The 26,990-nt window shown below is 68.5% G+C and carries 28 protein-coding genes and 1 pseudogene; 14 read left to right on the top strand and 15 right to left on the bottom strand.

Annotated elements, in window-relative coordinates:
- Positions 1-137: 137 nt before the first annotated feature.
- From U1F38_RS00770 to U1F38_RS00725, 10 genes and pseudogenes are all read left to right on the top strand, one after another.
- Positions 138-926, top strand: coding sequence for a sulfite exporter TauE/SafE family protein (locus tag U1F38_RS00770; protein WP_409985145.1), 789 nt, complete (start codon positions 138-140; stop codon positions 924-926).
- A 13-nt stretch (positions 927-939) separates the two neighbouring features.
- Positions 940-2,724, top strand: coding sequence for a nitrite/sulfite reductase (locus tag U1F38_RS00765; protein WP_409985144.1), 1,785 nt, complete (start codon positions 940-942; stop codon positions 2,722-2,724).
- A gap of 21 nt (positions 2,725-2,745) precedes the next feature.
- A complete protein-coding gene (locus U1F38_RS00760; protein WP_409985143.1) occupies positions 2,746-3,165 on the top strand; it encodes a DUF934 domain-containing protein in 420 nt (139 codons plus the stop codon).
- Positions 3,162-3,902, top strand: a pseudogene (locus U1F38_RS00755) (phosphoadenylyl-sulfate reductase); the annotation flags it as partial. The gene U1F38_RS00760 and the pseudogene U1F38_RS00755, both read left to right, overlap by 4 nt.
- 310 nt (positions 3,903-4,212) lie before the next feature.
- Entirely contained in the window at positions 4,213-5,145 is a 933-nt protein-coding gene (gene cysD, locus U1F38_RS00750; protein ID WP_409985142.1) for a sulfate adenylyltransferase subunit CysD, read from the top strand.
- A 137-nt stretch (positions 5,146-5,282) separates the two neighbouring features.
- Complete coding sequence (locus tag U1F38_RS00745) at positions 5,283-6,596, top strand: sulfate adenylyltransferase subunit 1 (RefSeq protein ID WP_409985141.1); 1,314 nt, start codon at positions 5,283-5,285, stop codon at positions 6,594-6,596.
- A gap of 22 nt (positions 6,597-6,618) precedes the next feature.
- Positions 6,619-6,945, top strand: a complete 327-nt coding sequence (gene fdxA, locus U1F38_RS00740) for a ferredoxin FdxA (protein ID WP_409985140.1) — start codon at positions 6,619-6,621, stop codon at positions 6,943-6,945.
- A gap of 35 nt (positions 6,946-6,980) precedes the next feature.
- The gene (locus tag U1F38_RS00735; RefSeq protein ID WP_409985139.1) at positions 6,981-8,084 is read left to right on the top strand and encodes an NAD(P)/FAD-dependent oxidoreductase; all 1,104 of its coding nucleotides are present in this window, start codon (positions 6,981-6,983) and stop codon (positions 8,082-8,084) included.
- Positions 8,081-8,911 carry a uroporphyrinogen-III C-methyltransferase gene (gene cobA / locus U1F38_RS00730; RefSeq protein ID WP_409985138.1) on the top strand — a complete coding sequence of 277 codons (831 nt, stop codon included), beginning with the start codon at positions 8,081-8,083 and terminating at the stop codon, positions 8,909-8,911. The genes U1F38_RS00735 and cobA overlap by 4 nt, the downstream gene beginning before the upstream one ends.
- 12 nt (positions 8,912-8,923) lie before the next feature.
- Positions 8,924-9,313 carry a sirohydrochlorin chelatase gene (locus U1F38_RS00725; RefSeq protein WP_409985137.1) on the top strand — a complete coding sequence of 130 codons (390 nt, stop codon included), beginning with the start codon at positions 8,924-8,926 and terminating at the stop codon, positions 9,311-9,313.
- A 251-nt stretch (positions 9,314-9,564) separates the two neighbouring features.
- On the opposite strand, the gene U1F38_RS00720 is transcribed toward U1F38_RS00725, so the two are convergent.
- The 6 genes from U1F38_RS00720 to U1F38_RS00695 form a co-directional block, all read right to left on the bottom strand.
- The gene (locus U1F38_RS00720) at positions 9,565-10,452 is read right to left on the bottom strand and encodes a cupin domain-containing protein (protein ID WP_409985136.1); all 888 of its coding nucleotides are present in this window, start codon (positions 10,450-10,452) and stop codon (positions 9,565-9,567) included.
- Between the two features lie 9 nt (positions 10,453-10,461).
- Positions 10,462-11,139, bottom strand: a complete 678-nt coding sequence (locus tag U1F38_RS00715) for a VOC family protein (RefSeq protein WP_409985135.1) — start codon at positions 11,137-11,139, stop codon at positions 10,462-10,464.
- Between the two features lie 120 nt (positions 11,140-11,259).
- Positions 11,260-12,174 (bottom strand): PhzF family phenazine biosynthesis protein, encoded by a 915-nt coding sequence (locus U1F38_RS00710; protein WP_409985134.1) that lies wholly within the window; start codon positions 12,172-12,174, stop codon positions 11,260-11,262.
- A gap of 250 nt (positions 12,175-12,424) precedes the next feature.
- A complete protein-coding gene (locus U1F38_RS00705; RefSeq protein WP_409985133.1) occupies positions 12,425-13,645 on the bottom strand; it encodes a PLP-dependent aminotransferase family protein in 1,221 nt (406 codons plus the stop codon).
- On the bottom strand, positions 13,642-14,592 hold the full coding sequence (locus U1F38_RS00700) for a DMT family transporter (protein WP_409985132.1): 951 nt from the start codon (positions 14,590-14,592) through the stop codon (positions 13,642-13,644). The genes U1F38_RS00705 and U1F38_RS00700 overlap by 4 nt, the downstream gene beginning before the upstream one ends.
- Positions 14,589-15,212 (bottom strand): LysE family translocator, encoded by a 624-nt coding sequence (locus tag U1F38_RS00695; RefSeq protein WP_409985131.1) that lies wholly within the window; start codon positions 15,210-15,212, stop codon positions 14,589-14,591. Before U1F38_RS00695 ends, U1F38_RS00700 begins: the two co-directional genes overlap by 4 nt.
- Positions 15,213-15,314: 102 nt before the next feature.
- On the opposite strand from U1F38_RS00695, the gene U1F38_RS00690 reads away from it, so the two are divergent.
- Positions 15,315-16,766, top strand: coding sequence for a PLP-dependent aminotransferase family protein (locus U1F38_RS00690; RefSeq protein ID WP_409985130.1), 1,452 nt, complete (start codon positions 15,315-15,317; stop codon positions 16,764-16,766).
- A 178-nt stretch (positions 16,767-16,944) separates the two neighbouring features.
- Here U1F38_RS00690 and U1F38_RS00685 read toward each other — a convergent pair whose 3' ends face one another.
- Entirely contained in the window at positions 16,945-18,711 is a 1,767-nt protein-coding gene (locus U1F38_RS00685) for a hypothetical protein (RefSeq protein ID WP_409985129.1), read from the bottom strand.
- Between the two features lie 319 nt (positions 18,712-19,030).
- Here U1F38_RS00685 and U1F38_RS00680 point away from each other — a divergent pair, with 319 nt between their 5' ends.
- Complete coding sequence (locus U1F38_RS00680; protein ID WP_409985799.1) at positions 19,031-19,246, top strand: hypothetical protein; 216 nt, start codon at positions 19,031-19,033, stop codon at positions 19,244-19,246.
- Positions 19,247-19,380: 134 nt separating this feature from the next.
- Here U1F38_RS00680 and U1F38_RS00675 read toward each other — a convergent pair whose 3' ends face one another.
- Positions 19,381-19,518, bottom strand: a complete 138-nt coding sequence (locus U1F38_RS00675; RefSeq protein ID WP_409985128.1) for a hypothetical protein — start codon at positions 19,516-19,518, stop codon at positions 19,381-19,383.
- Between the two features lie 255 nt (positions 19,519-19,773).
- Between U1F38_RS00675 and U1F38_RS00670 the strand changes: the two genes are divergently transcribed.
- Both U1F38_RS00670 and U1F38_RS00665 read left to right on the top strand, forming a co-directional pair.
- Positions 19,774-20,082, top strand: a complete 309-nt coding sequence (locus U1F38_RS00670; RefSeq protein WP_409985127.1) for a nucleotidyltransferase family protein — start codon at positions 19,774-19,776, stop codon at positions 20,080-20,082.
- Positions 20,083-20,104: 22 nt separating this feature from the next.
- Positions 20,105-20,449: a DUF86 domain-containing protein gene (locus tag U1F38_RS00665; protein WP_409985776.1), complete on the top strand. Its 345-nt coding sequence runs from the start codon at positions 20,105-20,107 to the stop codon at positions 20,447-20,449.
- Positions 20,450-20,549: 100 nt separating this feature from the next.
- Here the strand turns inward: U1F38_RS00665 and U1F38_RS00660 are convergent, their stop codons facing one another.
- The 7 genes from U1F38_RS00660 to U1F38_RS00630 all read right to left on the bottom strand — a co-directional run bounded on the left by U1F38_RS00660 (position 20,550) and on the right by U1F38_RS00630 (position 26,987).
- Positions 20,550-20,972 (bottom strand): acyl-CoA thioesterase, encoded by a 423-nt coding sequence (locus tag U1F38_RS00660; protein WP_409985126.1) that lies wholly within the window; start codon positions 20,970-20,972, stop codon positions 20,550-20,552.
- A 221-nt stretch (positions 20,973-21,193) separates the two neighbouring features.
- Entirely contained in the window at positions 21,194-21,592 is a 399-nt protein-coding gene (locus U1F38_RS00655) for a RidA family protein (protein ID WP_409985125.1), read from the bottom strand.
- A 177-nt stretch (positions 21,593-21,769) separates the two neighbouring features.
- Positions 21,770-23,392 carry an AMP-binding protein gene (locus U1F38_RS00650; RefSeq protein ID WP_409985124.1) on the bottom strand — a complete coding sequence of 541 codons (1,623 nt, stop codon included), beginning with the start codon at positions 23,390-23,392 and terminating at the stop codon, positions 21,770-21,772.
- Positions 23,393-23,563: 171 nt separating this feature from the next.
- Entirely contained in the window at positions 23,564-24,751 is a 1,188-nt protein-coding gene (locus U1F38_RS00645) for an acyl-CoA dehydrogenase family protein (protein WP_409985123.1), read from the bottom strand.
- Between the two features lie 109 nt (positions 24,752-24,860).
- Positions 24,861-25,718 (bottom strand): enoyl-CoA hydratase family protein, encoded by an 858-nt coding sequence (locus U1F38_RS00640; RefSeq protein ID WP_409985122.1) that lies wholly within the window; start codon positions 25,716-25,718, stop codon positions 24,861-24,863.
- Positions 25,715-26,179: a MarR family winged helix-turn-helix transcriptional regulator gene (locus U1F38_RS00635; RefSeq protein WP_409985121.1), complete on the bottom strand. Its 465-nt coding sequence runs from the start codon at positions 26,177-26,179 to the stop codon at positions 25,715-25,717. Before U1F38_RS00635 ends, U1F38_RS00640 begins: the two co-directional genes overlap by 4 nt.
- 16 nt (positions 26,180-26,195) lie before the next feature.
- Positions 26,196-26,987 carry an SDR family NAD(P)-dependent oxidoreductase gene (locus U1F38_RS00630; protein WP_409985120.1) on the bottom strand — a complete coding sequence of 264 codons (792 nt, stop codon included), beginning with the start codon at positions 26,985-26,987 and terminating at the stop codon, positions 26,196-26,198.
- Positions 26,988-26,990 lie beyond the last annotated feature (3 nt).

Raw genomic sequence — 26,990 nt, 5'->3', positions numbered from 1 at the left:
TTCAGAATCAGAACCCCACGCGTCCCGCGTACGCCGCGCGGCACGTGGGGTCCGGGGCCATTCGCCATGGTACGCATTAGCAAATCAGAAAAATGTCGTTTGCGATGAGCGCGGCGCACTCAACAATCGCCGCCACCATGCAGGACCTGGCTTTTGTTTTCGCCGGCTTTTTCGTCGGCTTCGTCGTTGCGCTGACGGGCGTGGGCGGCGGCTCGCTGATGACGCCGCTGCTGATCTTCGGCTTCGGCATCGCGCCCAACCTGGCCGTGGGCACCGACCTGCTGTTTGCCGCCGGCACCAAGCTGGGTGGCACGCTGCAGCTGGCGCGCCGCCGGCTGGTGCCCTGGCGCGTGGTGGGCCAGCTCAGCCTGGGCAGCATCCCGGCCGCGTTGGCCACGCTCTACGTGCTGCATCGCGTGGGCCCGGCCGAGCCCGCCGTGCAACGCGCCATCACGCTCACCCTGGGCGCGGCCTTGCTGCTGACGGCCGCGGCCACCTTCTACAAGGCCAACCTGGGCCATGCGCCCCAGCGGCAACCCGCCGCGACGGGTATCGACCCGACGCGCGCACGTCACTGGGCCCTGCCCATCACACTGGGTGCGGTCATCGGCAGCCTGGTCACGCTGACCTCGGTGGGCGCTGGCGCCATTGGCGTGGCGGTGCTGCTGCTGCTGTACCCCGCCCTGCCGCTGGCGCGCATCGTTGCCGCCGACATTGCCTACGCCGTGCCGCTGACCCTGGTCGCCGGCCTGGGCCACGCGGCCATCGGCTCGGTCGACTGGACCCTCCTGGCGCTGCTGCTGTGCGGCTCGCTGCCCGGCATCTGGGTCGGCACACGGCTGGCTCAGCACGCGCCGCAGCGCTGGGTGCGCACCCTGTTGTCGCTGCTGCTGGCCTATGCGGGCAGCAAGCTCGTGCTCGCTTGAAAAGAACCCTTCGATGTACCAATACACCGCCTTCGACCAAGCCTTCGTGCGCCAGCGTGCCGAGCAGTTTCGCGACCAGATCGAGCGCTGGCAGCGCGGCGAGTTGAGCGAGGAGCAGCTGCTGCCGCTGCGCCTGCAAAACGGCTGGTACATCCAGCGCTACGCCCCCATGGCGCGCATTGCCGTGCCCTACGGTGAAGTGAGCAGCTCGCAGCTGCGCATGCTGGCGCGCATCGCGCGCGAGTACGACCGGCCCGACCCCGAGCTGCTGGCCCATGCCCAGGCCACGCAGGACGCGCTGCAGGCCGCCCAGCCCGGCCTGGCGCTGAAGGCGCCGCCGCTGCGCTACGGCTACGGCCACTTCACCACGCGCACCAACTGCCAGTTCAACTGGATCCCGCTGGTCAAGGCGCCCGAGGTGATGGCGCTCTTGGCCAGCGTGCACATGCACGGCATCCAGACCAGCGGCAACGACATCCGCAACATCACCTGCGATGCGTGGGAAGGCATTGCCGAGGACGGCATCGTCGACTGCCGGCCGTTTGCCGAGATCACGCGCCAGTGGAGTTCGCTGCACCCCGAGTTCTCCTACCTGCCGCGCAAGTTCAAGATCGCCTTCAACGGCGCCGAGGAGGACCGCGCCGCCATCGGCTGGTACGACATCGGCCTGCAGGCGCTCAAGGACGACGCCGGCGCGGTGGGCTTTCGCGTGCTGGTGGGTGGCGGCATGGGCCGCACGCCGCTGATCGGCGCCGTGGTGCGCGAGTTTTTGCCCTGGGACCAGCTGCTGAACTACATCGAGGCCATCGTGCGCGTCTACAACAGCTATGGCCGGCGCGACAACAAGTGGAAGGCGCGCATCAAGATCCTGGTCAAGAGCGAGGGCCAGGGCTTCATCGACGCGGTCGAGAAGGAATATCAGGCCATCGTGCAGCAAGACGGCGCGCCGCACACCATCACCACGGCCGAGTTCGAGCGCGTGGCGCGCCACTTCGTCGTGCCGCCGCTCGCGCCCGCCAATCGCCCCAGCCAGGTTGATCCGCAGGGCCAGCTCTACCAGCGCTGGCTCAGGCAAAACGTGCGCGGCCACAAGCTGGCCGGCATGAAGACCGTGACCCTGTCCTTCAAGCGCGTGGGCTTCAACCCGGGCGACGCCGACGGAGACACGCTTCAGGCCCTGGCGCAACTGGCCGAAGACTTTTCGGCCGGCGAGGCGCGCCTGACGCACGAGCAGAACCTGCTGCTGCCCTGGGTGTTTGCCAGCGACCTGCCCGCGCTGTACGAGGCCGCGCGCAAGCTGGGCCTGGCGCAGCCCAACATCGGCCTGCTGACCGACATGATTTCCTGCCCCGGCGGCGACTTCTGCTCGCTGGCCAACGCGCGCTCGCTGCACATTGCCGCGGCGCTGACCGAGCGCTACCAGGACCTGGACGAAGTGTTCGACCTGGGCCCCATCGACATCCACATGAGCGGCTGCATCAACAGCTGCGGCCACCACCACAGCGGCCACATCGGCATCCTGGGCGTCGACAAGGACGGCAAGGAGTGGTACCAAATCACGCTGGGCGGGGCGGACGGCTCGCGGCTGTCGGGCCCGGCCATCGGCGGCAAGGTGGTCGGCCCCTCGTTCTCGGCGGCCGAGGTGCCCGACGTGATCGAGGCGCTGCTGGACACCTTTCGCGCGCTGCGCCAGCCGGGCGAGCTGTTCATCGACGCGCTGCGCCGCGTCGGGCACGACCCCTTCAAGCAGGCCGCCAACGGCGCGCGCCACCCCAAACCCGAAGCCCTCCTGATTTGACTGAAAACCGGAGCACCGACCATGAACATTCTTGCATCCGACGCCATCGGCAACGACCTGCCTGAAGGCCAGATCCTGCCCATCGCCAACGACGCCGAACTGGCCGACCTGGTGGCCAGCGGCGCGCTGGCCGGCGTGCAGCGCGTCGAGCTGCACTTTCCCAAGTTCACCGACGGCCGCGCCTACACCCAGGCCGTGCTGCTGCGCCGGCGCTACAAGTTCGCGGGCGACATCCGCGCCACCGGCGACGTGCTGATCGACCAGCTGGTGCACATGCAGCGCAGCGGCTTTTCCAGCGCCGTGCTGGTGCCGGGTGTCGATGCCTCGGCCGCGCAGCGCCAGTTCGATCGCTTTGCCGGCTTCTACCAGGGCGACGTGCTGGAGCCGCGGCCGCTGTTTGCGCGCCTGGCGCAGGCCGATGCGGTTCTGGAGCTGGCATGAACGCAATCACGTCGATCAGCAAGCTGCGCCCGCCAAAGAGCTCGGCCGTCGAGCTGTATGCCAAACCTTCGCCCGACTACGCGCGCAAGCTGGCGCACGCCCGCCTGGTGCTGCGCGAGGCGGCCGAGCTGGGCCATGTGACGCAAGCCAACAGCCTGGGCGTGGAGGACATGGTCGTCAGCCACCTCATCAACGCACTGGCCCTGCCCATTCCCATCTTCGTGCTCGACACCGGCCGCCTGCACACCGAGACCCTGGCCCTGCTCGAGCGCCTGCAGGCCCACTCGCGCGCGCCGGTGCAGGTGTTTCGCCCGCAGCCCGAGGCGGTGCAGGACTACATCCGCGCCAACGGCCAGGACGCCATCTACCAGAGCATCGAGCTGCGCAAGTCGTGCTGCGCCATCCGCAAGCTGGAGCCTTTGGGGCGCGCGCTGGCGGGCAAGGCCGGCTGGATCACCGGCCTGCGCCGCGAGCAGTCCGGCGCGCGCGCGCAGGTGCCCGTCGTGGACCGCAGCGAGGCGCGCATCAAGTTCAACCCGCTCGCGGACTGGACGCAGGGCGACGTGTGGCACTACGTGGCCGAGCACGGCGTGGACACCAACCCGCTGCACGACCAGTTCTACCCCAGCATCGGCTGCGCGCCCTGCACCCGCGCCATCACCCTGGGCGAGGACATCCGCGCCGGCCGCTGGTGGTGGGAAAGCAATGACCTCAAGGAATGCGGCTTGCACGTCAAGCCGCATTCAGCGCCGGCAGGCGCTGGCGATTCGCGCAGCGAAGCGCCCCAGGGCATTGCTTCGGCGCAGGCTCATATCGCCGCAGGCGATGTGAAGGCCACGCAGTGGCCGGGCCGAAGCCAAACGGGGAGCGCCAAGGAATGCGGCTTGCACGTGAAGACATAGCCACCTGGTATCGCTCCTTCCCCCGCTGGGGGACGGCAGGGATGGGGGCTTGCGGCGCGTCGCCCTTGGCAAGCGCCGCTGGCCCCCACCCCAACCCTCCCCCAAAGGGGGAGGGAGATAAATCCGAAGTGATGGAAAGAACCCCATGAACGCCCGAGTCGACCCCCAACTGCTGACCCGCCTGAGCAACCGCCACCTCGACGCGCTGGAGGAAGAAACCATCTTCATCCTGCGCGAGGTGGCCGCCGCCTTCGAGCGCCCGGCCCTGCTGTTTTCGGGCGGCAAGGATTCGCTGGTGATGCTCAAGTGCGCCGAGAAGGCCTTTGGCATTGGCCGCATCCCCTTTCCGCTGCTCATGATCGACACCGGCCACAACTTTCCGGAGGTGACCGATTTCCGCGACCAGCGCGCCCGGGAGTTGGGCGCCGAGCTGATCGTGCGCCACGTCGAGGACAGCATGGCGCGCGGCACGGTGCGGCTGGCGCGCGCCGATGAGCCGCGCAACCCGCATCAGGCCGTCACGCTGCTGGAGGCGATCGAGGAGCTGCGCTTCGACGCGCTGATCGGCGGCGCGCGCCGCGACGAGGAAAAGGCGCGCGCCAAGGAGCGCATCTTCAGCCACCGCGACGGCTTTGGCCAGTGGCAGCCCAAGGCCCAGCGCCCCGAACTGTGGACGCTGTTCAACACCCGGCTGCACCCCGGCGAGCATTTCCGCGTGTTTCCCATCAGCAACTGGACCGAGCTGGATGTGTGGCAGTACATCGCGCGCGAACACGTGGCCCTGCCCGCGCTGTACTACGCGCACAAGCGCGAGGTGGTCGAGCGCCGGGGCCTGCTGGTGCCCGTCACGCCGCTCACCCCGCTCAAGCCCGGCGAGCAGGCCGTCACGCGCAGCGTGCGCTTTCGCACCGTGGGCGACATCACCTGCACCTGCCCGGTCGAAAGCGCCGCCGCCAGCGCGGCCGAGATCGTGATCGAGACCCTGGCGGTCGAAGTCAGCGAGCGTGGCGCCACGCGCATGGACGACAAGACCTCGGATGCCTCGATGGAAAAGCGCAAGAAGGAAGGCTATTTCTAAGCCCTAAAAAACCGGACGCAGAGGACGCAAAGGATTCGCAAAGGACGCAAAAAGAACCAAAAATTTGATTTGAATTCTTCTGCGTCCTCTGCGTATCTTCTGCGTCCTCTGCGTCCGGCTGTTTATCTTTCCACATCATGACTACTACCACATCGATAGCTACTCACGCTTATCCACCAGGCGCTACAGGCCAATTCGACATCGAATCTGCGCTGCGCTTCATCACCTGCGGCAGCGTGGACGATGGCAAGAGCACGCTGATCGGGCGCCTGCTGGTGGACAGCCGCTCGGTGCTGCAGGATCAGCTGGCCGGCGTGCAGCGCGGCGGCGCACCCGACCTGGCGCTGCTGACCGATGGCCTGGCGGCCGAGCGCGAGCAGGGCATCACCATCGACGTGGCCTGGCGCTACTTCGCCACCGCGCGGCGCAAGTTCATCATTGGCGACGCGCCGGGCCACGAGCAGTACACGCGCAACATGGTCACCGCCGCCTCGGGCGCCGACGCCGCCGTGGTGCTGGTGGACGCCACCAAGCTCGACGCGCAGCAGGCCAGCGTGACGCTGCTGGCGCAAACGCGCCGCCACGCCCTGCTGGCCGCGCTGCTGCGCGTGCCCTCGCTGGTGTTTGCCGTCAACAAGCTCGACGCCGTGCCCGACGCCGCCACCGCCTTTGCCCACATCCGCGCCGCCCTGCAAACCTTTGCGCAGGACGCCGGCCTGGCGGTGCAGGCCATCGTGCCGATCTCGGCCCTGCATGGCTGGAACGTGGTGGAGCGGCGCGCCGGCTGGTGCGGCTACGAAGGCCCCAGCCTGCTGGCGCTGCTGGAAGAACTGCCCGTCGCTTCGGCGGCCGTCGACGAAGCGTTCGCGCTACCGGTGCAATGGGTCGAGAAACCCACGTCGCCAACCGAGACCGCGCACGGCCGGCGCGTGTTCTGGGGCCGCGTGGCCGCCGGCACGGTGGCGCCAGGCCAGGCCATCACCGTGCTGCCCGGCGGCCAAAGCGCGACCGTGGTGCAGGTGCTGGACCACGTGCGCCAAAGCGGCACCGGGCGCGCCGGCGCCAGCGTCGGCCTGGTGCTGGACCGCGAGCTCGACATCTCGCGCGGTGACTGGCTGCTGGCGCCCGGCGCCCATGCACCCACGCGCGAGATCGAGGCCACGCTGGCCTGGCTGGACGACGAGCCGCTCACCGTGGGCCGCGTGCACTGGGCGCTGCACGGCCACCGCTGGGTCAAGGCGCGCGTCACGCGCATCGCGCACCGGCTGGACGTGAACACCCTGGCCGAAGAAGAGGCCAGCGAGCTGCCGTCCAACGCCATCGGCCACGTCACGCTGGCGCTGCAAGAGCCGCTGGCCGTGCGGCCCTATGCCGAGTCGCGCTCGCTGGGCGCGCTGGTGCTGGTCGACACGGCCACGCACCGCACCTCGGCGGCCGTCCTCGTTCGTTGATCCCCTCCGCTTTGCTGTACCCATGACCCACGTCGTCACCGAAGCCTGCATCCGCTGCAAATACACCGACTGCGTCGAGGTGTGCCCCGTCGATTGCTTTCACGAGGGCCCCAACTTCTTGACCATCGACCCCGAGGAGTGCATCGACTGCGCCGTCTGCATCCCCGAGTGCCCCGTCAACGCCATCTTTGCCGAGGAAGACCTGCCCAAGGACCAGTTGCACATGACGGCACTCAACGCCGAGCTGGCGCTGCTTGGCTGGCCCGTCATCACGCACCGGCGCGAGGCCCTGCCCGACGCCGAGGACTGGAAGGACAAGGTCGGCAAGCTGGCCGAGCTTGAACGCTGAACCCGCGCCGCGCGCCAACCCCATCAAGGAATCTCATGGAACCCCAAGCCAACCCCGCCGTCATCGACACCGCCCACAGCCACGCCGGCCCGATCGAGACCGACGCCCTCATCATCGGCGCCGGCCCGGTGGGGCTGTTCCAGGTCTTCGAGCTGGGCCTGCTGGAGATCAAGGCCCACGTCATCGACTCGCTGGCGGTGCCCGGCGGCCAGCCGATCGAGCTGTACCCCGACAAGCCGATCTACGACATCCCCGCCATCCCGGTATGCACCGGCCAGGAGCTGACCGACGCGCTGCTGAGGCAGATCGAGCCCTTTGGCGCCACCTTTCATCTGAGCCAGACGGTGACCGTGCTGCGCGAGCAGGCCGACGGGCGCTTTGAGGTGGAGACCAGCGCCGGCACGCGCTTCATCGCGCGCACCGTGTTCATCGCCGCCGGCGTGGGCGCGTTCGAGCCGCGCTCGATCAAGCTGGACGGGCTGGCCGCCTTCGAGGGCAAGCAGCTTTTTCACCGTGTGCGCGACCCGGCCGCCTTTGCCGGAAAAAACCTGCTAATTGCCGGCGGCGGCGATTCGGCGCTGGACTGGGCGCTCAACTTTGCCGCCGAGGGCCCCAACCAGGCCGCCAGCGTGATCCTGCTGCACCGCCGTGACGGCTTTCGCGCGGCGCCGGCCAGCGTGGCGCGCATGCACGCCTTGTGCGAGCAGCAGCAGATGCAGTTCATGGTCGGCCAGGTCACGGGCTACGACGAGCGCGACGGCCAACTGGTCGCCGCCAAGGTGACGGGCGGCGACGGCGTGACGCGCGTGGTGCCACTGGATGCGCTGCTGGTGTTCTTCGGCCTCAGCCCAAAGCTGGGCCCGATTGCCGAATGGAACCTGCAGATCGAGCGCAAGCAGCTCGTCGTCGACACCGAAAAATTTTCCACCAGCGTGCGCGGCATCTTTGCCGTCGGCGACATCAACACCTACCCCGGCAAGAAAAAGCTGATCCTCAGCGGCTTTCACGAATGCGCGCTGGCCGCCTTTGCCGCCGCCGCCATCGTCTTTCCGGACAAGGGCAAGATTCACCTGCAATACACCACCACCAGCCCCAAGCTGCACAAGGTGCTGGGCGTCGAGACGCCGGTGTTCGCATGACGCGCGCTGCTGCCGACAACGCAGCGGCGTCCGCGGCGACGCGCCCCGGCCACGTCACCCTGGTGGGCGCCGGCCCGGGCGCGGCCGACCTGCTCACCGTGCGCGCCATCCGCGCGCTGCGGCAAGCCACGGTGGTGCTGGTCGATGATCTGGTCGACGCCGCCGTGCTGCGCTACGTGCGCCCCAGCGCGCGCATCGTGCACTGCGGCAAGCGCGGCGGCGCCGTCAGCACGCAGCAGGGCTTCATCGAGGCCATGCTGGTGACCGAGGCCCTGCACGGCGAGCGCGTGGTGCGGCTGAAGGGCGGCGACCCCTATGTGTTTGGCCGCGGCGGCGAAGAAGCGGCCGCCCTGCGCGCCGCCGGCGTGGCGCACACCGTGGTGCCCGGCATCACCGCCGGCATCGCCGCGCCGGCCGAGGCAGGCATTCCCGTCACCGACCGGCGCTGGGCGCAAGGCGTGCTGCTGGTCACCGGCCACGCGCAGCCGGGCCACGCCGGGCCCGACTGGGCGCAGCTGGCGCAAACCGCGCGCGGCGGCATCACGCTGGTCATCTACATGGGCATCACCCACAGCGCCGACATCACCGCCGCGCTGATGGCCGCCGGTCTGCCCGGCAGCACGCCCGCCGCCGTGGTGCAAAGCGGCTGCACGCCGCAACAGCGGGCCCATGTCGGCACCTTGCGGGCGCTGGCCGGCGACATCCGGCGCCTGGGCATGGGCTCGCCCGCCATCCTGGTGATCGGCGACGTGGTGCGCGCGGCCGCATTGATGCAAGATGGCGGGTCATCCATCGGCCTGCCAACGCCCCGGGCCGCAACGGCCTGAGACCCTTGCATCGTGACCCCAGCACCCCAGCGCCACGCCATCGTCCTTTTCGCCCACGGCTCCCGCGATCCGCAGTGGGCCGAACCCATGCAGGCCCTGCAGGCCGCGGTGCAGCGCCGCGCCGCCGCGGCCTGCACGGTGCGCATCGCCTACCTGGAGCGCATGGCGCCCACGTTGGCCCAGGCGCTGCATGAGCTGGCCGCCAGCGGCCACACCACCATCGAGCTGGTGCCCGTGTTCTGGGCCGCCGGCGGGCACGTGCTGCACGACCTGCCCGCGCTGATCGAGGACATCGGCCGCCAGCATCCGGGCCTGAACGTGGCGGTGCGCCCCACCCTGTCGGGCTGGCCCGGCATCATGGACTGGCTGGCCGGGCAGATCGTGCAGGCGCCGCTGCGCTGAACTTGTCGAAGCGCTGCGCGCCGCCCGCGGCGCATATGCCCTCAAAGGGCCAGTCGGCCGCGAAGCAGGCCACGCCAGGGCACCCGTGACCGGGGTTTCCCCTGTCACTGGGTGCGCCCCATGCAAGGGGGCTGAGGTCTGCGGCTCCAAACCTGCCTGCGCAGGTCTGGACAGACCGAAGGGCCGCCGCCTCTGGCGGCGCGCGCCAGGCAATCCATCGCGCAGCGAGTGGAGACTGGGGGTGCTTCACTTCAAGCGTAGGGCTCGCCGTTCTTGTGCGCAAAACGCCACCGGCCGTCCACCATCACCGCCTGAATGTCGTCGTCCGGGTAGCGCCCCTCGTCGCCCGGCAGTCGGTCGCCCACCTCGAGGTACAGCACGTCCTGGTCCGTCTCGTTGACCAGGTGGTGCGCATTGCCGGTGCCAGCCCGAAAGCCCGCGCACTGGCCGGGAGCCAGCGGCGTGCGCCCTTCGTCGGTGTGCAGGGTGGGATGGCCCTGGAGCACGTAGATGAACTCGTCCTGCCGCGTGTGCGCATGGCGCAGCGATGAGACCGCGCCCGGCGCCAGCCGCGTGAGGTTGACGCCGAAATTGGCCAGGCCGAACACGTCGCCCAGCGCGCGCTTGGATCGGCCGGCCATGCGGGTGGCAAAGGGCTCGGGGTAGTTGGTTTGCCGGGCTCGCGGCGCGACGTCGGCCGCCCGCACCGCCACGGGCGGCCTGGACGCCGTCGCGTCCGCGTGCAGCGGCGGCGGCTCGTGGCAGGCCACGGCCAGCTTGTTGCCGTCGGGGTCGCGAAAGTAGGCGCCGTAGTAGTGGGGGTGATAGTGCGGGCGCGGGCCGGGCGCGCCTTCGGACGTGCCGCCGTGGGCCAGCGCCATGGCATGGGCCTGGTCCACCTGCGCACGCGTGGCGGCCAGCAGGGCCACCATGCTGCCGTTGCCGGCCGTGGCCGGCTGCCCGTCGAACGGCCGCGCGATGACCAGCAGCGGCCGCGGGCCCGGCACCGACCGCCAGCCCGCGCTGCCCCGATCCGGGTCGCAAAAACGCAGCGGGTGCCCCAGCGCCTGCATCAACGGGGCATAGAACGCCCAAGCGCGCGCAAAGTCCGAGATGCCGATGTAGACGTGCGAGAGCATGGCTTTCCCTCAAAGTGTGGACGACAGCACCACCGGCCCGCGCGGCGTGTGCAGCACGGCCTCGATGCCGGGCGCCGCTGCCGGCGTCACGCCGATGTCGGTCAGGCCGCAGGCGTGCAGCGCCGCTTGCAAGGGCGCGGCGTCGGGGTGTTGCAGGCGCAGCGCGTGCAGCGCAATGCCGCTGGCCGGCAGGCTGTCGGTGGGGTGCACCGCTCCCCATTCGATCAGCGTGGGCAGGCAGCCATCGAACAAGCGCTGGCCGTCGGGCCGCACGGCGATGCGCCACTGGAGCAGCCCGCGCAGCGTCATGCGGCTGGCCTGCAGGCACGCGCCCGCGTCGATGCCGCGTGCCGCCAGCGCGGCCAGCGCCTGCGCCAGATCGGGCACGCGCGCCACCCAGTGGATCAGGCGCGGGCCGTGCTGGCGCACCTCCTGCTGCAAGCGCACGTCGTCCATGTCGAACCAGCGCGTGCGCTGCGGCGCGTCGGCGTCGGGGTCGATGGCGATGACCTCCAGATAGGCTTGCGCAAAGCCCGGGCTGCCCACGGCCAGCAGGTGGTTGTGCGTGCCGAACAGCGCGTGGCGTCCACCCGCCGCGGGTGTAACGCCCAGGCGCGCCTCGCACCACGCCACGCCGGCGGCCAGCGTGTCGGCCAGCACCACCAGGTGATCGAGTTGCGCGTTCACAAGACGACCCTCCGCGCTGCGCGCTGCGGGATTCGCGCTTGGGAACGGCCCGGCGCGCTCACTGGACGACCCTCCGCGCTGCGCGCTGCGGGATTCGCGCTTGGGAACGGCCCGGCGCGCTCACAAAGACACCTCGCCTTGAATGACGGCCACGCAGTCGCCGCCCACCCACACCGTGCCGTCGGCGTCGCGCACGACATGCACGCGCCCGGCGCGGCCCAGCGCGGTACCCTGCGCGGCAAGGTAGCGCGCGGGCAAGTCGCCCACTTCGATCAGCCACTGGGCCAGGCTGGCGTTGAGGCTGCCGGTGACCGGGTCTTCGGCCACGCCAACAGGATCGACGAAGGCGCGCACTTCGATCAAGGGCGCTTCGGTGCGTCCCGCCGCGGCAGTGAATGCGCGCGCCTCTCGGCTTGATTTGACTATCAATTGAATAGCTTCTTGCGCTTGATGGGCACCGGCCACACCCACTTTTTGCCCCAAATTGGCCAAGCTGGCGTGGTCGGGTTCGAGCGCCAGCACGGTGTCCGCACTGTCGAGCACAAGCGCGAACCAAACCGGGCCGTTGTCGAGCACCTGCGCGCGCCGCACCTGCTCCGCGCGCAAGCCCAGCGCCTGGGTCACGCGCGCCAACAGCGCGGGCTCGGGATCGCTGCGGCGGCTGGCGGGCGCGGCGAAGGCGAGCCGGCCACCGTCGCGCCGGATCTGGATCAAGCCCTGCGCGCACTGCTGCACGATGCGATCGCCCGCCCTGGGCTGGCCACCCGCCGCCAGCCAGGCATGGCACGAACCCAGCGTCGGGTGGCCGGCAAAGGGCAGCTCGCCGCCGGGGGTGAAGATGCGAAGCCGGTAGTCGGCCGCCGGGTCGGTGGGCGGCAGCACGAAGGTGGTCTCGGACAGATTCGTCCAGCGGGCAAAGCGCTGCATCGCTGCATCGTCCAAGCCGCTGCCGTCCAGCACCACGGCCACCGGGTTGCCAAGCCCGGCGTGGGCGGTGAACACGTCGATCTGGGCGAAGGGGCGAGGCGGGGTCATGGTGTCTGCTCTATTGATTTGATAGCTGCTTGCGCTTGATGCTAAAGCGCTGTAGGCCGATTTGATCTGATGCGTCGCCCATTTGAGATTGCCGATTTCACTCCCTCCCCCTCTGGGGGAGGGGCGGGGGTGGGGGCCCGTGGCGCCAACGCCTGAAGCCGGGGCGTCATGCCAACGCTCTTGGCCCCCATCCCAACCTTCCCCCAGAGGGGGAAGGCGTTGGAGACATGCGCCAATCACCCGATTGGACTCATGAAACGGCCGCCCGCACCACCTCTGCCAGCATGGCCATGCCGCGCTCGATCTGCTCGGGCGTGGAGGTGACGAAGGACAGGCGCAGGGTGCGGGGATCGGGCTGGTCGGCGTAAAACGGTGCGCCGGGCACGAAGGCCATGCCGGCCTCGACCGCCTGGGGCAGCAGGGCCTGCGCGTTCAGGCCTGCGGGCAGCGTGACCCACACGAACATGCCGCCCACGGGCCGCGTCCATTGCACGTCCAGGCCCGCCATGTGCTGGTCGAGCGCGGCCAGCATGGCATCGCGCTGCGCTTTGTAGCGCGCGCGGATGGTGGGCACGTGGCGGTCGAGAAAGCCGTCCTTGATCACCTCGGCCACCACGCGCTGGTTGAAGCCCGGCGTGTGCAAATCGGCCGCCTGCTTGGCCTGCAGGAGCTTGGGGTAAAGCTGGGGCGGCGCGATGACGTAGCCCAGGCGCAGGCCGGGCGCGAGGATTTTGGAAAACGAGCCCAGATAGATCACGCCCTCGGCCCAGCGCGCCAGCAGCGGCGCGGGCGGCGGCGCGTCAAACCACAGCTCGCCGTAGGGGTTGTCCTCGACAATGGGCAGGCCCAGCTCGCGATACACCGCCAGCACCTGCCCGCGCCGCGCCTCGTCCTGCGTGCGGCCAGTGGGGTTCTGAAAGTTGGGCAGCAGGTAGATGAAGCGCGGGAGCTCGCCTTTTTGTAGCACGTCACGCAAGCCCTGCGCCGACACACCGCCCTCATCGCTGGGCACGCTGGCAAAGCGCGGCTGCATGGGCGTGAAGGCCTGCAGCGCGCCCAGATAGGTGGGCGTCTCCACCAGCACGCGGCTGCCTTCGTCGATCAGCACCTTGGCCACCAAGTCCAGCCCCTGCTGGCTGCCGGTGGTGATCAGCACCTGATCGGGCGACACGCGCGCGCCCTGCTTGCCCATCTCGGTGGCGACCCACTGGCGCAGCTCGGGCAGGCCTTCGCTGGCGGCGTATTGCAGCGAGGCACGCGCCACCGCGCTGCCTTCGGCCAGCACCGCCGCGCAGGCCTCGCGCATGGCGGCCACCGGAAAGGTCTCGGGCGAAGGCAGGCCGCCGGCAAAGTTGAGGATGCCGGGCCGCTCGGTGATCTTGAGGATCTCGCGGATGGCCGAGGGGTTCATGGCGGCGGCGCGCTCGGCCAGGCGCCAGGGGCTGGCTTGCTGCGAATCGGTGGGGTTCATGATGGGCTCTCTTGTTGAATCGAAACCGGCGCTGCGGGCCGCGACAGGCGCCGACCGATCAGCACGGTGGCCACCACCGCCATCGCAAAGCCGATCGATCCCGCGTCCAGCCGCTCGCCCAGCAGCGGCAGGGCAAACAGCATGGACAAAAACGGTTGCAGCAGCTGCACCTGGCTCACGCGCAGCGCGCCGCCCCAGTCCAGCCCGCGAAACCAGGCAAAAAACCCCGCCCACATCGACACGCAGCCGACGTAGGCAAAGCCCAGCCAGGCGCTGGCGCGCACCGGCTGCAGGGCCGTGTCGGGCCACAGATAGAGCGTGGCCGGCAGGCTGACGGGCAGGGTCAGCACGCACATCCAGCAAATCACGCGCTCGGCGCCCAGCACCGGCGTGACCTGCGCGCCATACACATAGCCCACGGACGCGGCCACCACGGCGCCCAGCAGCAGCCAGTCGGCCGCGGCCAGGCCAAAGCCGCCAGCCTGGTCGGCCCGCAGCCAGGCAAAGACGACGACCAGCGCACTGCCCGCCACCGCGCAAAGCCAAAAGCCCAGCCGGGCGCGCTGCCCCAGGATCAACGCGGCGGCCACTGCGGTGACCAGCGGCAGCAGGGCGGTGACCACGGCCGCGTGCGTCGCCGTCACGTGGCGCAGCGCCAGCGCCAGCAGCAGCGGGTAGCCGATCACGTTGCCGGCCACCGCGCCCAGCAGCGGCCCCCAGTGGCGCCGCGCAGGCCAGGGCGAGCGGGTGGCCAGCAAAAACGCCAGCGACAGCAACCCGGCCGTGGCCGCGCGGCCCACGGTGACGAACAGCGGCGCCAGTTGCGGGTCTTGCGCGCTGCCCGTGGCCAGGCGCGTGGCCGGCAGCGTGATGGCGAACAGCGCGACGCCCAGCACACCCAGCCAGAAGCCCAGCAGCAGGCGACGCTCGGAAGTCATGGCGCTCATGATGCGGCTCCGCCCGCCAAGGCCGACCACGCCATCCACCCCGCCGTCGCCACCAGCGCCAGCGCCATCGCACGGTTGAACCACAGCAGCCGCCGGCCCTGCGCCAGCCAGCCGCGCAGTAGCGCGCCCACCAGCGCGTAGGTGAAGTTGCTGGCAAAGCCAAAGCCCACCATCAGCAGCCCCGTCCAGCCCAGGCGCGCCAGCCAGTCGGGGTGGCCCAGCACCCAGCCGGCCACCACCGTCAACGCCAGCAGCCAGACCTTGACGTTGAGAAACTGCAGGCCCACGCCCTCGGCAAAACTCACGTCCAATTGGCCCGCGTCGGCCTGCCCCAAGGTGCCGCTACGGGCCAGGCGCGCCGCCAGCCACAGCATGTAGGCCACGCCCGCCGCCAGAATGGCCCAGCGCAGCATGGGCGCCGCCAGCACCAGCGCGCCCAGGCCCGCGCTGCACAGCAGCAACAGCAGCACCCAGCCGGCCGGCACCGCGCAGATGAAGTGCAGCGCCCCGCGCAAGCCCCGGTTGGCCGCCAGCGCGGTGGACAGCGTGGTGTTGGGCCCGGGCGTGAAGGTGGCAGCCGCAAACAGCAGCAGCAGGGCAGAGAACTCGGCAGCGGACATGGATGCAATGTAGCGGTTGACAACAAAACACCATCAATACAGTTGACGGGTGCAGATCAACAACTGTATGGTTCGGCGCAGCCATACAGAACACCGCCTGCCATGCTGCTGCGCACCCCCGCCCACACCCTGTCCGAGCAATTGTCCGAGCGCTTTGCCAGCCGCATCCGCGACCGCCTGCTGGCCGCCGGCGCGCGCCTGCCCAGCGTGCGCCAGTGCGCCGCGCAGCACGGCGTGAGCCCCTCCACCGTGGTGGCCGCGTATGACCAGTTGCTGGCCCAGGGCCTGGTCGAGGCGCGGCGCAACCGCGGCTTCTTCGTGCGCGGCCCGGCTGCGCCCGCCCTCGCATCAAAGGCCAAGGGCGCGCCCGCCGACGGCGTGCTGGACGCCGCGCACGCGCACCAGCGCAAGGCCCCCATCAGCGCCGCCACGCTGATGCGCGGCATGTTTCAGCCCATCAGCGCCAAGCCGCAGCCCGGCCTGGGCGTGCTGCCGGGCGAGTGGATCGCCACCGACCCCATCGCCGCCAGCCTGCGCAGGGTGTCGGGCGCCGCCAGCGTGCGCGAAACCAGCGTGCGCTATGGCGAGCCCATGGGCGACGCGGCACTGCGCCGCGTGCTGGCCGCGCGCCTGCAGGCCCTGGGCATCGCCGCGCGGGCCGAGCACATCATCACCACCGTGGGCGCCACGCACGCGCTGGACATCATCAGCCGGACCCTGCTGAAACCCGGCGACAGCGTGATGGTGGAAGAGCCCGGCTGGGCGGTGGAATTTGCGCGCCTGTCGGCCCTGGGCATGCGCATCCTGCCCGTGCCGCGCGGCCCCGACGGTCCCGATTTGGCCGTGATGCAGCGCCTGTGCGAGGCCCACGCCGGCACCGCCGCCGCGCCGCGCCTGTTCGTCAGCGTGAGCGTGCTGCACAACCCCACCGGCGCCTGCCTGTCGCCCGCGCACGCGCACCGCGTGCTGCAACTGGCGCAGCGCCACGGCTTCTGGATTGCCGAGGACGACAGCTACTGCCACCTGGCGCCCGAGCACGCCACGCGCCTGGCCACGCTGGACGGCCTGCAGCGCACCATCTACGTCGGCGGCTTTGCCAAAATTTTGGCACCCAACTGGCGCGTGGGGTTCCTCGCCGCGCCGCCCGAGCTGGTGGAGCCGCTGTTGGACACCAAGCTGCTCTCGACCCTGACCACGCCCAGCCTGCTGGAGCGCGCGCTGGCGCACTGCATCGAGCAGGGCCAGCTGCGCCGCCACGCCGAGCGCGTGCGCACCCGCCTGGACGCCGCCCGCAGCCGCAGCGCCCGCCTGGCCCAGCAAGCCGGCTGCCGCTTTGCCGCCGAGCCCGCCGGCCTGTTCGGCTGGGTGGACACCGGCGTCGACACCGAACAACTGGCGCTGCGCCTGCTGGACGACGGCTACCTGCTGGCGCCCGGCGCCCTCTTCCACGCCGAGCACCGGCCCAGCACGCTGATGCGCATCAACTTTGCGACCACGCAGGAGGCGGGGTTTTGGAGGGTGTTTGAGCGGGGGAGGGAGGAGTTTGGCAGGTGACAGTCGGCGCTGGGTAGCCAGCCTCTTAGTCGAGCAGGCGGGGGTTGAATGAGTGGTTGCTTTCGACCCATCGCGGACATCCGCTACCCGAAGCGAGTCGCCAAGAAGCCGCCACGCGACCCGATCCTCGACACCGGCGAAACTATGTTGCCAAGTGAACCGTCCGCCGGTGAACAACCTATCCCTCGCTCTTCTCGTGGCCTCCGAAGAGCAGGCTCCCAGTGCACCAAACGGCGTGGCCGAAGTTGCGGATCAACTGCTCACCCTGTCGCAAATACGACGCCGCGGTGTCGATGCCGGCGAGCTTTAGAGCTTCGCCGACCTTCGAACTCGTGGGGTGCGCGTCGCCAAGGCGCAAGTCGTAGGCTCCGGCGATGGCAGCAAAGACCTCACGTGCGCGCTCCTCCCCGGCCTTCTGGGCAAGGATGCTCTGTAGCAACTTGTTAGAGCCCAGCTTGTCCTTGTCGGCGTGGTTGGACAGCTTTCGAAGAGAGCGCACGTCGAGTCGGTCAGAGAAGATGCGCACAAGCTCTTTGGCCAGCCGCAAGAGTGAAGCCTGATCCTTGCTCGAAAAGCGAGAGACTTGCTGCATCGACGCGGCATCGTCAATCTCATGCGAGAACAGCGACACATTGAATGTCTTGCGAAATTCGGCTTCCAGCAGCCGCATGCACCCGAACAACATCTCTTCCACGGCGTGGGTGTCCGCTGGCCGCGCCTTGACCTGAGAGGCCAGGAGCTCGGCGCTGACCTTGCCTTCGGGCGCGACGTTGTGCGCGGCCCAGAGGAACTGTTCCCAGGCCGGTAGCTTGGCGATGTCGTAGGCGTAGACCGTGATGAGCTCCGAGGCGTTGACACCGAAGTGGGTTGAGTACCCCGAAGTGGATTTGATCTTGCCGGTTTCTGCCGTGCACCACTTCAGGGTAAAGCCTCGATGGCTCAGGAGCTCGTTGATCACGGACGGGCGGAACCAAAGCCACCGTCCGATGTCCTCATTGTTGAGCTCAGCCGAGAACTTGCGCGAACCGTCCGTGTCGACGATAAAGTGCGGCAGATTCTGATCCTCGTCCCCGCGCACACGAGTGCTTTTCCCCTGATGTTCGATCCACTCGTCTCGCCAGAACTCTCCTTCGACGCGCACACCGAGGTAGCCGCTTCGGTGACCCCTGGCGCTCTCTGAGGCGGTGTTGTCGTTCGTTTCAGGCCCCATGACCGGCGCGTCTTCTTCCTCGTCTACGTCGGTGCGCCACATACGAAACGACGCCCAGCTCCCGCCGAATACTGCGTTCAGTTCGTTGATGCGCAGCTCGTATCTTCCAGCTTCACGCTCGTCCTGGATATTCGTCAAGCCGGCATAGGGACTGTCCTTGAGGTCAGTCACGTTCTCAACGCGCTGGCGATAGTAGGACAGACGAAGTGACAAACCGCGCGCGGCCAGATAGTCCATCAGGAACTCGCGCTTGATCTCTATGAGGCGGTGGCTACCATCGCTGTCCTCCGTCTCCCTGGCGACCACAACAAAGTCCTCTTCCGGCCTGACCCAGTTCGGCCCTTCCTTAATCAGTCGAAGTGCGACTACCAGATCAGGATTCAGGATCCACTTCCGGCCACCGACCACGGGTTGTGGGTGCTCGAAAACAAGGTTGATCCCGATGGGCTCCTTGTCGTTGTATTGGTACTCATCGATTGACGAGTAATGGCCGTCCGAGTACGCATACGGTGTCACAGTGTGGCCGATGCCGATATCGCCCCAACTCAATCGCTCGGCGAGTTCGCGATACTTGTTTGGAAAGGCCGCTGAGCCGCAAGCGAACACGTCACCGATATACCCAACTTCCTTGACGTTGCCCTTCTCGTCATTGAGCGACGCTCGGAGTGGGATCCAGGTCGCCCGAGAGAACGGACGCCGAATTTCAGATGTTTGAAGAATCCACGCTTCGTTCATTGATCGTGTCTCGAAGTGATTTCTACACTCGCCACCGTTGATCCGCCAGCCGCGCAGGCATTATGCGGATGCCGTTTGCTGATCGTAGAAGTGGAAGCAAGCTCTGCATCGGTGCAAATTTGGCGGGGAGCGAAGATCGAGAGTTGTCACAGACCAGCGCCGGCTTCTGGCCGGGAACAGTCGCTCCCCATCCTCATTTGGCTGGATTCAGTTGAGCGACTGGTCTGGGTGGGTTCGCCGCCGCTGCCGGGATCTGGTTTGCTTCTGATTCGATAGCTTGCAGCGCTTTCCGGTCGGGCGCTGGCGGCATGTTTCGTCTATGAAACTCGGCGACGGGCGCGGCGCCAGCCGCCGGCGGCTCGGGCACTGGCAGCGGGGCGGCCAGGGGCTGGGGCACTGCCGCCAGTTGGCGCTCGGCGCGCTGTTTCACGCCGAGCGCCGGCCCAGCACGCTGACGCGCAGCAACGTCGCCACCACGCAGGGCGCGGCGTTCTGGCGCGTGTTCGAACGGACGCGGGACGGCTTGGCCAAGTGAGCTCAGGCTTCTTCCCCCGTTGACTGAAGCCGTGGTAAGGATGTGGAGCGCCGGCATCGGGCCGGCACCAGTGTGCCCGCGCCGTCAGCCCCCACCCCAACCCTCCCCCAGCGGGGGAGGGAGAGACCGAACGATCAACCGCGGCGTTCTTGCAAGGCCGCCCGCACATCCGCCGGCATGTCGATGGCGCGGTGCGTGTCCAGACTGGTGAACACCAGCATCTGGCGCGCGCCCACGCGCAGCTCGTCGCCGTGGCGCGCCTCGATGGCCAACGGTGAGCGACTTGCCGCCCACGCGCGCGGAGTGATGCTGAAGGTGACACCCTCGCTCGCGCTCCGCCATGACTGGCCGGCATCGGGTTTGCCTGCGAACAAACATCAAGGCGCCCAGACGAGGAGGAAGGCCGAAAAAGCCTCTTCTTGTCTCTGTGCCTCCGTGCCTCTGTGTTCTGTTCAAGCGCACCAGCGCAGTGCCACTCGCCCGCCCGACTTTTGCGCCCAACGACAGCCGTCGGTAAACTTGCGGTCATGCACCCAGCCATTGCCCAACACCTGGACGGCATCGCCGCCATCTGCCGCCAATTTGGCGTTTGCAGCATGGACGTGTTTGGCTCGGCAGCGCGCGCAAAGGACTTTGACCCGGCGCACAGCGACGCCGATTTTTTGGTCGAGTTCGCGCCGGATGCGCCGGCCGACCTGCATCGGTTTTTTGGCGTCAAGGCCGAGCTGGAGCAATTGCTTGGGCGCCCGGTGGACTTGGTGGAGCGCGATGCGGTGCGCAACCCTTTCGTGCGTGCCGCCATCGAGCAGCACCGCCAAAGCGTTTATGCAGCGTGACCCGCGCGCCTTCTTGTGGGACGTGCAGGCGGCGGCGCAAGCGATCCTGACGTTCACGCGCGGCATGGACGCCGCCGCTTACAGCGCCAACGAGATGGCGCAGGCTGCCGTCGAGCGCAAGTTTGAAATCATCGGCGAGGCGCTCAACCAACTGGCCCGGCTGGATGGTTCGGTGGCGGCAAGGATTCCAGACGTGCCGCATGTGGTGGCGTTTCGCAACCAACTGATCCACGGCTACGCCAGCGTCCGGCCCGAGACGGTATGGACCATTGCGCAAACCGCATTGCCGGGCCTGCTGCTTGCGGTGCAAGCCTTGCTGGATGAACACGGCAAATCGGGGCCTGCAAAAACGACGCAGCCCCACTGACGATTGCCCTGACCGTATCCGCATGGGCAGCGCTGGCCGTCTGCGCGAGGCTCGCCTCCACCCCAACCCTCCCCCAGCGGGGGCGGGAGAAACTGAACGATCAGGCGCGGCGCTCTTGCAGGGCCGCACGCACATCCGCCGGCATGTCGATGGCGCGGTGCGTGTCGAGGCTGGTGAACACCAGCACCTGGCGCGCGCCCACGCGCAGCTCGTCGCCGTGGCGCGCCTCGATGGCCAGGGTGAGCGACTTGCCGCCCACGCGCTCGGGCGTGATGCTGAAGGTGACGTCTTCGCCCATGCGGCTGATGGCCCGAAAGTCGCACTCCAGCCGCACGGTGGGCGTGCCGATGCGGCGCGCGCCGATGAAGTCGGCGTAGGCTATGCCCAGGCCGTGGGTGAACCAGTCTTCGAGCAGGTGGTTGAACAGCACCAGGTACTGCGGAAAGAACACGATGCCCGCCGGGTCGCAGTGCGAGAAGCGGATGGGGTAGGTCCGCTCGAAGCGGGTGGCTGGGCGCGTCATGCAAATTTGTGTTCAGTCTGTTGAAAACCGGACGCGGAAAACGCAAAAAGATCGCAGGAGACGCAAAAGACCCAGGAACTCATACTTTCAATTTGATAGCTGTCTGCGCTTGCTGCAAAAGCGCCACAGACCAATTTGATCAAAATTTTTGAATCTTCTGCGTCCTTTGCGATTCCTTTGCGCCCTCTGCGTCCGGCTGTTCTGGATTTTGGGTTTTTGGATCAATCCGGCAAAACAGCGGTCACCTCGATCTCGACCTTGGCGCGCGCCTCCATCAGCGCCGCCACCTGCACGCAGCTCATGGCCGGAAAGTTCTTGCCCATCACCTCGCGGTACACGCCGCCCAGCTCCTTCAGGCGGGCGTTGTACTCCACGCGGTCGATCACGTACCAGGTCATGCGCACCATGTGCTCGGGGCCGGCGCCGGCCTCTTTCAGCACGGCGGCGATGTTGCGCAGCGCCTGCTGCGTCTGCGCGATGAAGTCGTCGGTCTCGAACTGCTGCTGCGCGTTCCAGCCGATCTGGCCGCCGATGTAGATTTGCGTGCCGCGCGCGGCGATGCCGTTGGCGTAGCCCTTGGCGGGCGCCCAGCCGGGCGGTTGAAGGTGTTTGAACGTCATCTCAATAGTCCTTGGAGCTGCGCACCACGCGTGGTGCACCAAACCAAAAGAGCCGATTGGCCGCGGAGCAGGCCAGCCCAGTGATCGCCGCGGAAGGGCTTGGCCCGCCCGCTGGCGATGCCCCCTTGAGGGGGGATGCCGCAACATCGCGCAGCGAGTGGAGCAACGGGGGTGTTTTCATTTTTCTTGCCTGAGTTTGAAGCGCTGCAGCTTGCCGGTTTCGGTGCGCGGCAGCGCGGTGACGAATTCGACCTCGCGCGGGTATTTGTAGGGCGCGATGTGCTTCTTGACGTACTCCTGCAGCGCCTCGGCCATGGCCTCGTTGGCATTGTTGCCGGCGCGCAAGACCACGACGGCCTTGATGATCATGCCGCGCACCTCGTCGGGTTTGCCGATCACGCCGCATTCGGCCACCGCCGGGTGCGTGAGCAGGCAGTCCTCCACCTCGGGCGCGCCGACGTTGTAGCCGGCCGTGATGATCATGTCGTCGTCGCGCGCCTGATAGTGGAAGTAGCCGTCCTCGTCCTGCGTGAAGGCGTCGCCCGGGTGGTTCCAGCCGTTGGAGACATAGTGCGTCTGGCGCGCGTCGTCCATGTAGCGGCAGCCGGTGGGGCCGATCACGGCCAGCCGGCCGACGGTGCCGCGCGGCACTTCGTTGTCATTGTCGTCCACCACCTTGGCCTGATAGCCGGGCACCACCTTGCCGATGCTGCCGGCGCGCACGTCGGCGCCGGCGGACGAGATGTAGATGTGGAACACCTCGGTGCCGCCGATGCCGTCGAGCATCTCGATGCCGGTGGATTCTTTCCACAGCTGGCGCGTGGCGTCGGGCAGGGCTTCGCCGGCGCTGACGCAGATGCGCAGGCTGGGGACGCCGAGCGCCTTGGCATACGGCGCCATCTGCCGATAAAAGGTGGGCGCGGTGTAGCAGATGGTGATGCCGTTGTCGCGCATCTTGCGCACCATGGTCTCGGGGCTGAAGCGCACGTCGGGGTAGTACACCGAGGCACCGGCCGCCATCGGAAACAGCAGCAAGCCGCCCAGGCCGAAGGTGAAGGCCAGCGGCGGCGAGCCCGTCACCACGTCGTCGGGCGTGGCCTTGAGCACCGAGCGCGGCCAGGCGTTGCAGGCGGCCAGCACGTCGCGGTGCGTGGTGATGACGGCCTTGGGCACGCCCGTCGTCCCGCTGGTGAACGCCAGCAGGGCCACGTCGTCGGCCGCGGTGGCGCAACCGGCCCAGTCCGCCGAGCGGCGGGCAGCGCGCGCCTCCATGCCGTCGGGGCGCGCCGCGTCGCCAAACACCAGGATGGGCAGCAGCGCCTTGGCGTCCTGCGCGGCGGGCACCATTTCTTTCAGCAGATCGACGTCGCAGATGGCCAGCGCGGGGCGAGACTTGTCGATGATCTTGTCCAGCTCGACCGCGCGCAGCAGCGGCATGGTGGCCACCGCGATCAGGCCGGCCTTGACCACGCCCAGCCAGGCCAGCGCCATGCCGATCGAGTTGCCGCCGCGCAGCAGCACGCGGTTGCCGGGCTCGAGCTTGTAGTCCTTGACCAGCATCTCGGCGATGCGATTGACCTGGGCATTCGCCTCGGCGTAGGTGTAAGTCTCGCCGGGCGCGCGCAGCATCAGGCGATTGCCCCAGCCCTTGGCGATGGCATCACCCAGCAGCGTGGTCGCCACGTTGGCCTGGTCGGGGATTTGCAGCTCGGGCAGGTCGTAGCGAAACTCGGGCCACTGCTCGCGCGGGGGCAGGCGGTCGCGCACGAAGGAGTCGGTTTGGGCGCTGGGAATGTTCATGTCAATCACTCCATCAAAAATGGCAAGCCCAGACGCGCTCAAGGCACCAAGGCTCAAATGGCCGCGGAGCAGGCCATGTCAGCAAACACCGTGGACGGACCTGCGCCGGCCACTGGTGTTGTCCCCCCTCCCGAAGAGAGAGGGGGGAAGGCGCGAAGCGACGCAGGGGGGTCATGCCAGAACAGCTTTGCCAATGATCAACTGCTGCACCTCGGTCGCGCCTTCGTAGATGCGCAGCGAGCGGATGTCGCGGTACAGGCTCTCGACCTTGCTGCCCACCATCACGCCCAGGCCGCCGTGCATCTGCAGCGCCATGTCGATCACGCGCTGGGCGTTTTCGGTGGCGGTCATCTTGGCCATGGCGGCGGCCACGCTGCGCTCCTTCATGCTGCCGTGGCCGCCGTCGCGCATCCAGGCGGCGCGGTAGGTCAGCAGCGCGCCGGCGTCGATCAGCGCGGCCATCTCGCCCAGCTTGGCTTGCGTCAGTTGAAAGTCGGCCAGCGTCTGACCGAACATCTGGCGGTGCTGGGCGTGGTGGATGGCCTCGGCCAGCGCGCGCCGCGCCATGCCCAGCGCCGCCGCGGCCACGCTGGCGCGAAAGATGTCCAGCGTCTGCATGGCCAGCTTGAAGCCGCCGTTCACCTCGCCCAGCATCTGCTCGCCGCTCACGCGGCAGCGCTCGAACGTGAGCGTGGCCAGCGGGTGCGGCGCGATCACGGGGATGTGGATGGAGTCGTCCAGCCCCGGCGTGCCGGCATCGACGATGAAGGCGCTGATGCCGCGGCTGCCGCCGGCGGGGTCGGTCTTGGCGAACACGCAATAGAAGTCGGCGATGCCGCCATTGCTGATCCAGGTCTTCTTGCCGTCCAGAAAGTATGAGTCGTCCTTTTGGCCTGCGACGCAATCGGGGCGCGCGCCGGTCGCTTGCAACTTCATAGCAGCGACGTCGGAGCCGGCCTCGGGCTCGGACAGGGCAAAGGCCGCAATCCTGGCGCCGCTGGCCACCTGCGGCAGATAGGCCTGGCGCTGGCTGCTGCTCCCGCCAATCGAAATCGCCCCGCTGCCCAGGCCCTGCATGGCAAAGGCAAAGTCGGCCAGGGGCGAGTAGAAGGCCAGCGTCTCGCGCAGCACCACCAGCGCGCGCGAGTCGAGCTGGGGCAGCGCGCCGCCGCAATCGCCCGGCACGCAATACCGGAGCCAGCCGCCCGCGCCCAGCCGGCGCACCCAGTCACGGCAGGCGGCGCGGTCGTCGTGCTCGTCGACCTGCTGCGCGGACACCCACGCCGGCAGGCGTGCGGCAATGTCACGGTGCGCCGCATCAAAAAACGGCAAGGATAGATGGGTTGTGGGTGCTTGCATGGGCAAAACTCCGTCGAGATGGTGGCGCAGAGAACAAGAAAAATTTTGGTCTTCTTTTTTGCGTCCTCTGCGAATCCTTTGCGTCCTCTGCGTCCTTGTCTTCAGTCTTTCAGTCGCCCTTGAACACGGGCTTCTGCTTGGCCGCAAAGGCCTCATACGCACGGCGGAAGTCCTGCGTCTGCATGCAGATGGCCTGCGCCTGCGCCTCGGCCTCGATCGCCTGCTCGATGGTCATGGCCCATTCCTGCTGCAGCATGGTCTTGGTCATGGCGTGACCGAACATGGGGCCGGCGGCCAGCTCGGCAGCCATGGCCTGCGCCTTGGCCACCAGTTCGCTGCCGTCGTGCAAGGCGTTGAAAAAACCCCAGGCCAGGCCTTCTTGCGCCGTCATGGCGCGGCCGGTGTAGAGCAGCTCGCTGGCGCGGCCCTGCCCGATCACGCGCGGCAGCAGCGCGCAGGCGCCCATGTCGGCGCCGGCCAGGCCCACGCGGGTGAACAAAAAGGCGGTTTTGGTCTTGTCGGTGCCATAGCGCATATCGCAAGCCAGCGCCATCATGGCGCCGGCGCCGGCGCACACGCCGTCGATGGCGCCAATGACCGGCTGCGGGCAGTTGCGCATGGCTTTGACCAGATCGCCCGTCATGCGGGTGAACTCCAGCAGCTCGGGCATGGTCATCTTGGTCAGCGGGCCGATGATGTCGTGCACGTCACCGCCCGAGCAGAAGTTGCCGCCCTCGCCCGCGACCACCACCACCTTCACGTCGGTGGCGTAGCGCAGGGCGTTGAACACATCGCGCAACTCGCCGTAGCTGTCAAACGTCAGCGGATTCTTGCGCTCGGGGCGGTTCAGGGTGACGGTGGCCACGCCGTTGGCGTCGCACTGCCAGCTGAAGTGCCGCGCCTGGTAGGACGCGCGGGCGTCGAACTGCGCCCGCATCGGGTTGTTGGGGCCAATGTAGTGTTTCATGCGGTCTCCTGAAAGTGTTCCTTGACCTTGCCCAGCAGGTTGCGCAAGGTCTTGATCTCGGCGGCGTCGAGGCCGGCGAAGGCATCGACGATCCAGCCCTCGTGCGCCTGGGCCATGGCGTTGAACTGGCGCCGGCCCTTGGCCGTCAGGCGCACCTGGAAGGCGCGGCGGTCGCCCTGGACCTCGACGCGCTCGACCAGGCCCTCGGCTTCGAGCTGGTCGGTGATGCCGGTGACGTTGCCGCCGGTCACCATCATGCGGCGCGACAGCTCGTTCATGCGCAGGCCGCCCTCGGCGCGCTCAAGCTGCGCCATCAGGTCGAAGCGCGGCAGCGTGGTGTCGAACTGCAGGCGCAATTCGGTGCGCAGGTGCTTTTCGATCAGTTGCGTGCAGGTCAGCAGGCGCAGCCACAGGCGCAGCTCGTCGGGGTGTTCGGAATGGGCGCGGGCTTCGAGATCCATCGGGGCGATCCTTGCGTTACATGACCTCGCCGCCGCTGACCGAGATGGCCTGGCCGGTGACGGAGGCGCTGCCAGTCTGGCACAACCACAGCACGGCGTCGGCCACCTCATGCGGCTGCACCAGGCGCTTTTGCGGGTTGCCAGCGGCCAGCTGCGCGCGTGCCTCGTCCTCGCTGCGGCCGGTCTTGGCCACGATGTTGGCGATGCTGTCCTGGAGCAGATCGGTCTCGGTGTAGCCGGGGCACACCGCGTTGACGGTGACGCCCTTGGTCGCCAGCTCCAGCGCCAGCGACCGCGTCAGTCCCAGCACGCCGTGCTTGGCCGCGCAGTAGGCGCTGACGTAGGCATAGCCGCGCTGCGCCGCGGTGCTGGCGACGTTGACGATGCGGCCCCAGCCGGCGGCCAGCATGTCCGGCAGCGCGGCCTGGGTGCAAACCATGGTGCCGGTCAGGTTGACGGCCAGCATCTGCTGCCACAGCGCGGCGTCCATCTTGATGAAGGGCGCGCTGTGCGCCTGGCCGGCGTTGTTGACCAGCGTGTCGATGGCGCCGAAGCCCGCGCGTGCCTGCGCAAGGGCCTGCGCCACGGCGGCGGGCTCGGCCACGTCGGCGGCCACGGCCTGCAGGCGTGCGGCGGCGTCGGTGCTGCCGGCCAGCGTGCGCAGGCGGTCGGCGGCCAGCGGACTGCGCCCCAGCACGGTGACGCGCGCGCCGCGCTCCAGCAGCGCCTGCGCGACCGCCAGGCCGATCCCGCGCGCGCCCCCCGTCACCAGGGCATGGCGGGTGCGCCAGTCGGGTGCCGTGGCCATGGC

Source organism: Ottowia sp., from assembly GCF_046348305.1.
In the GTDB taxonomy this organism is placed as follows: domain Bacteria; phylum Pseudomonadota; class Gammaproteobacteria; order Burkholderiales; family Burkholderiaceae_C; genus Ottowia.
This window is presented reverse-complemented; position numbering and strand designations above follow the sequence as displayed.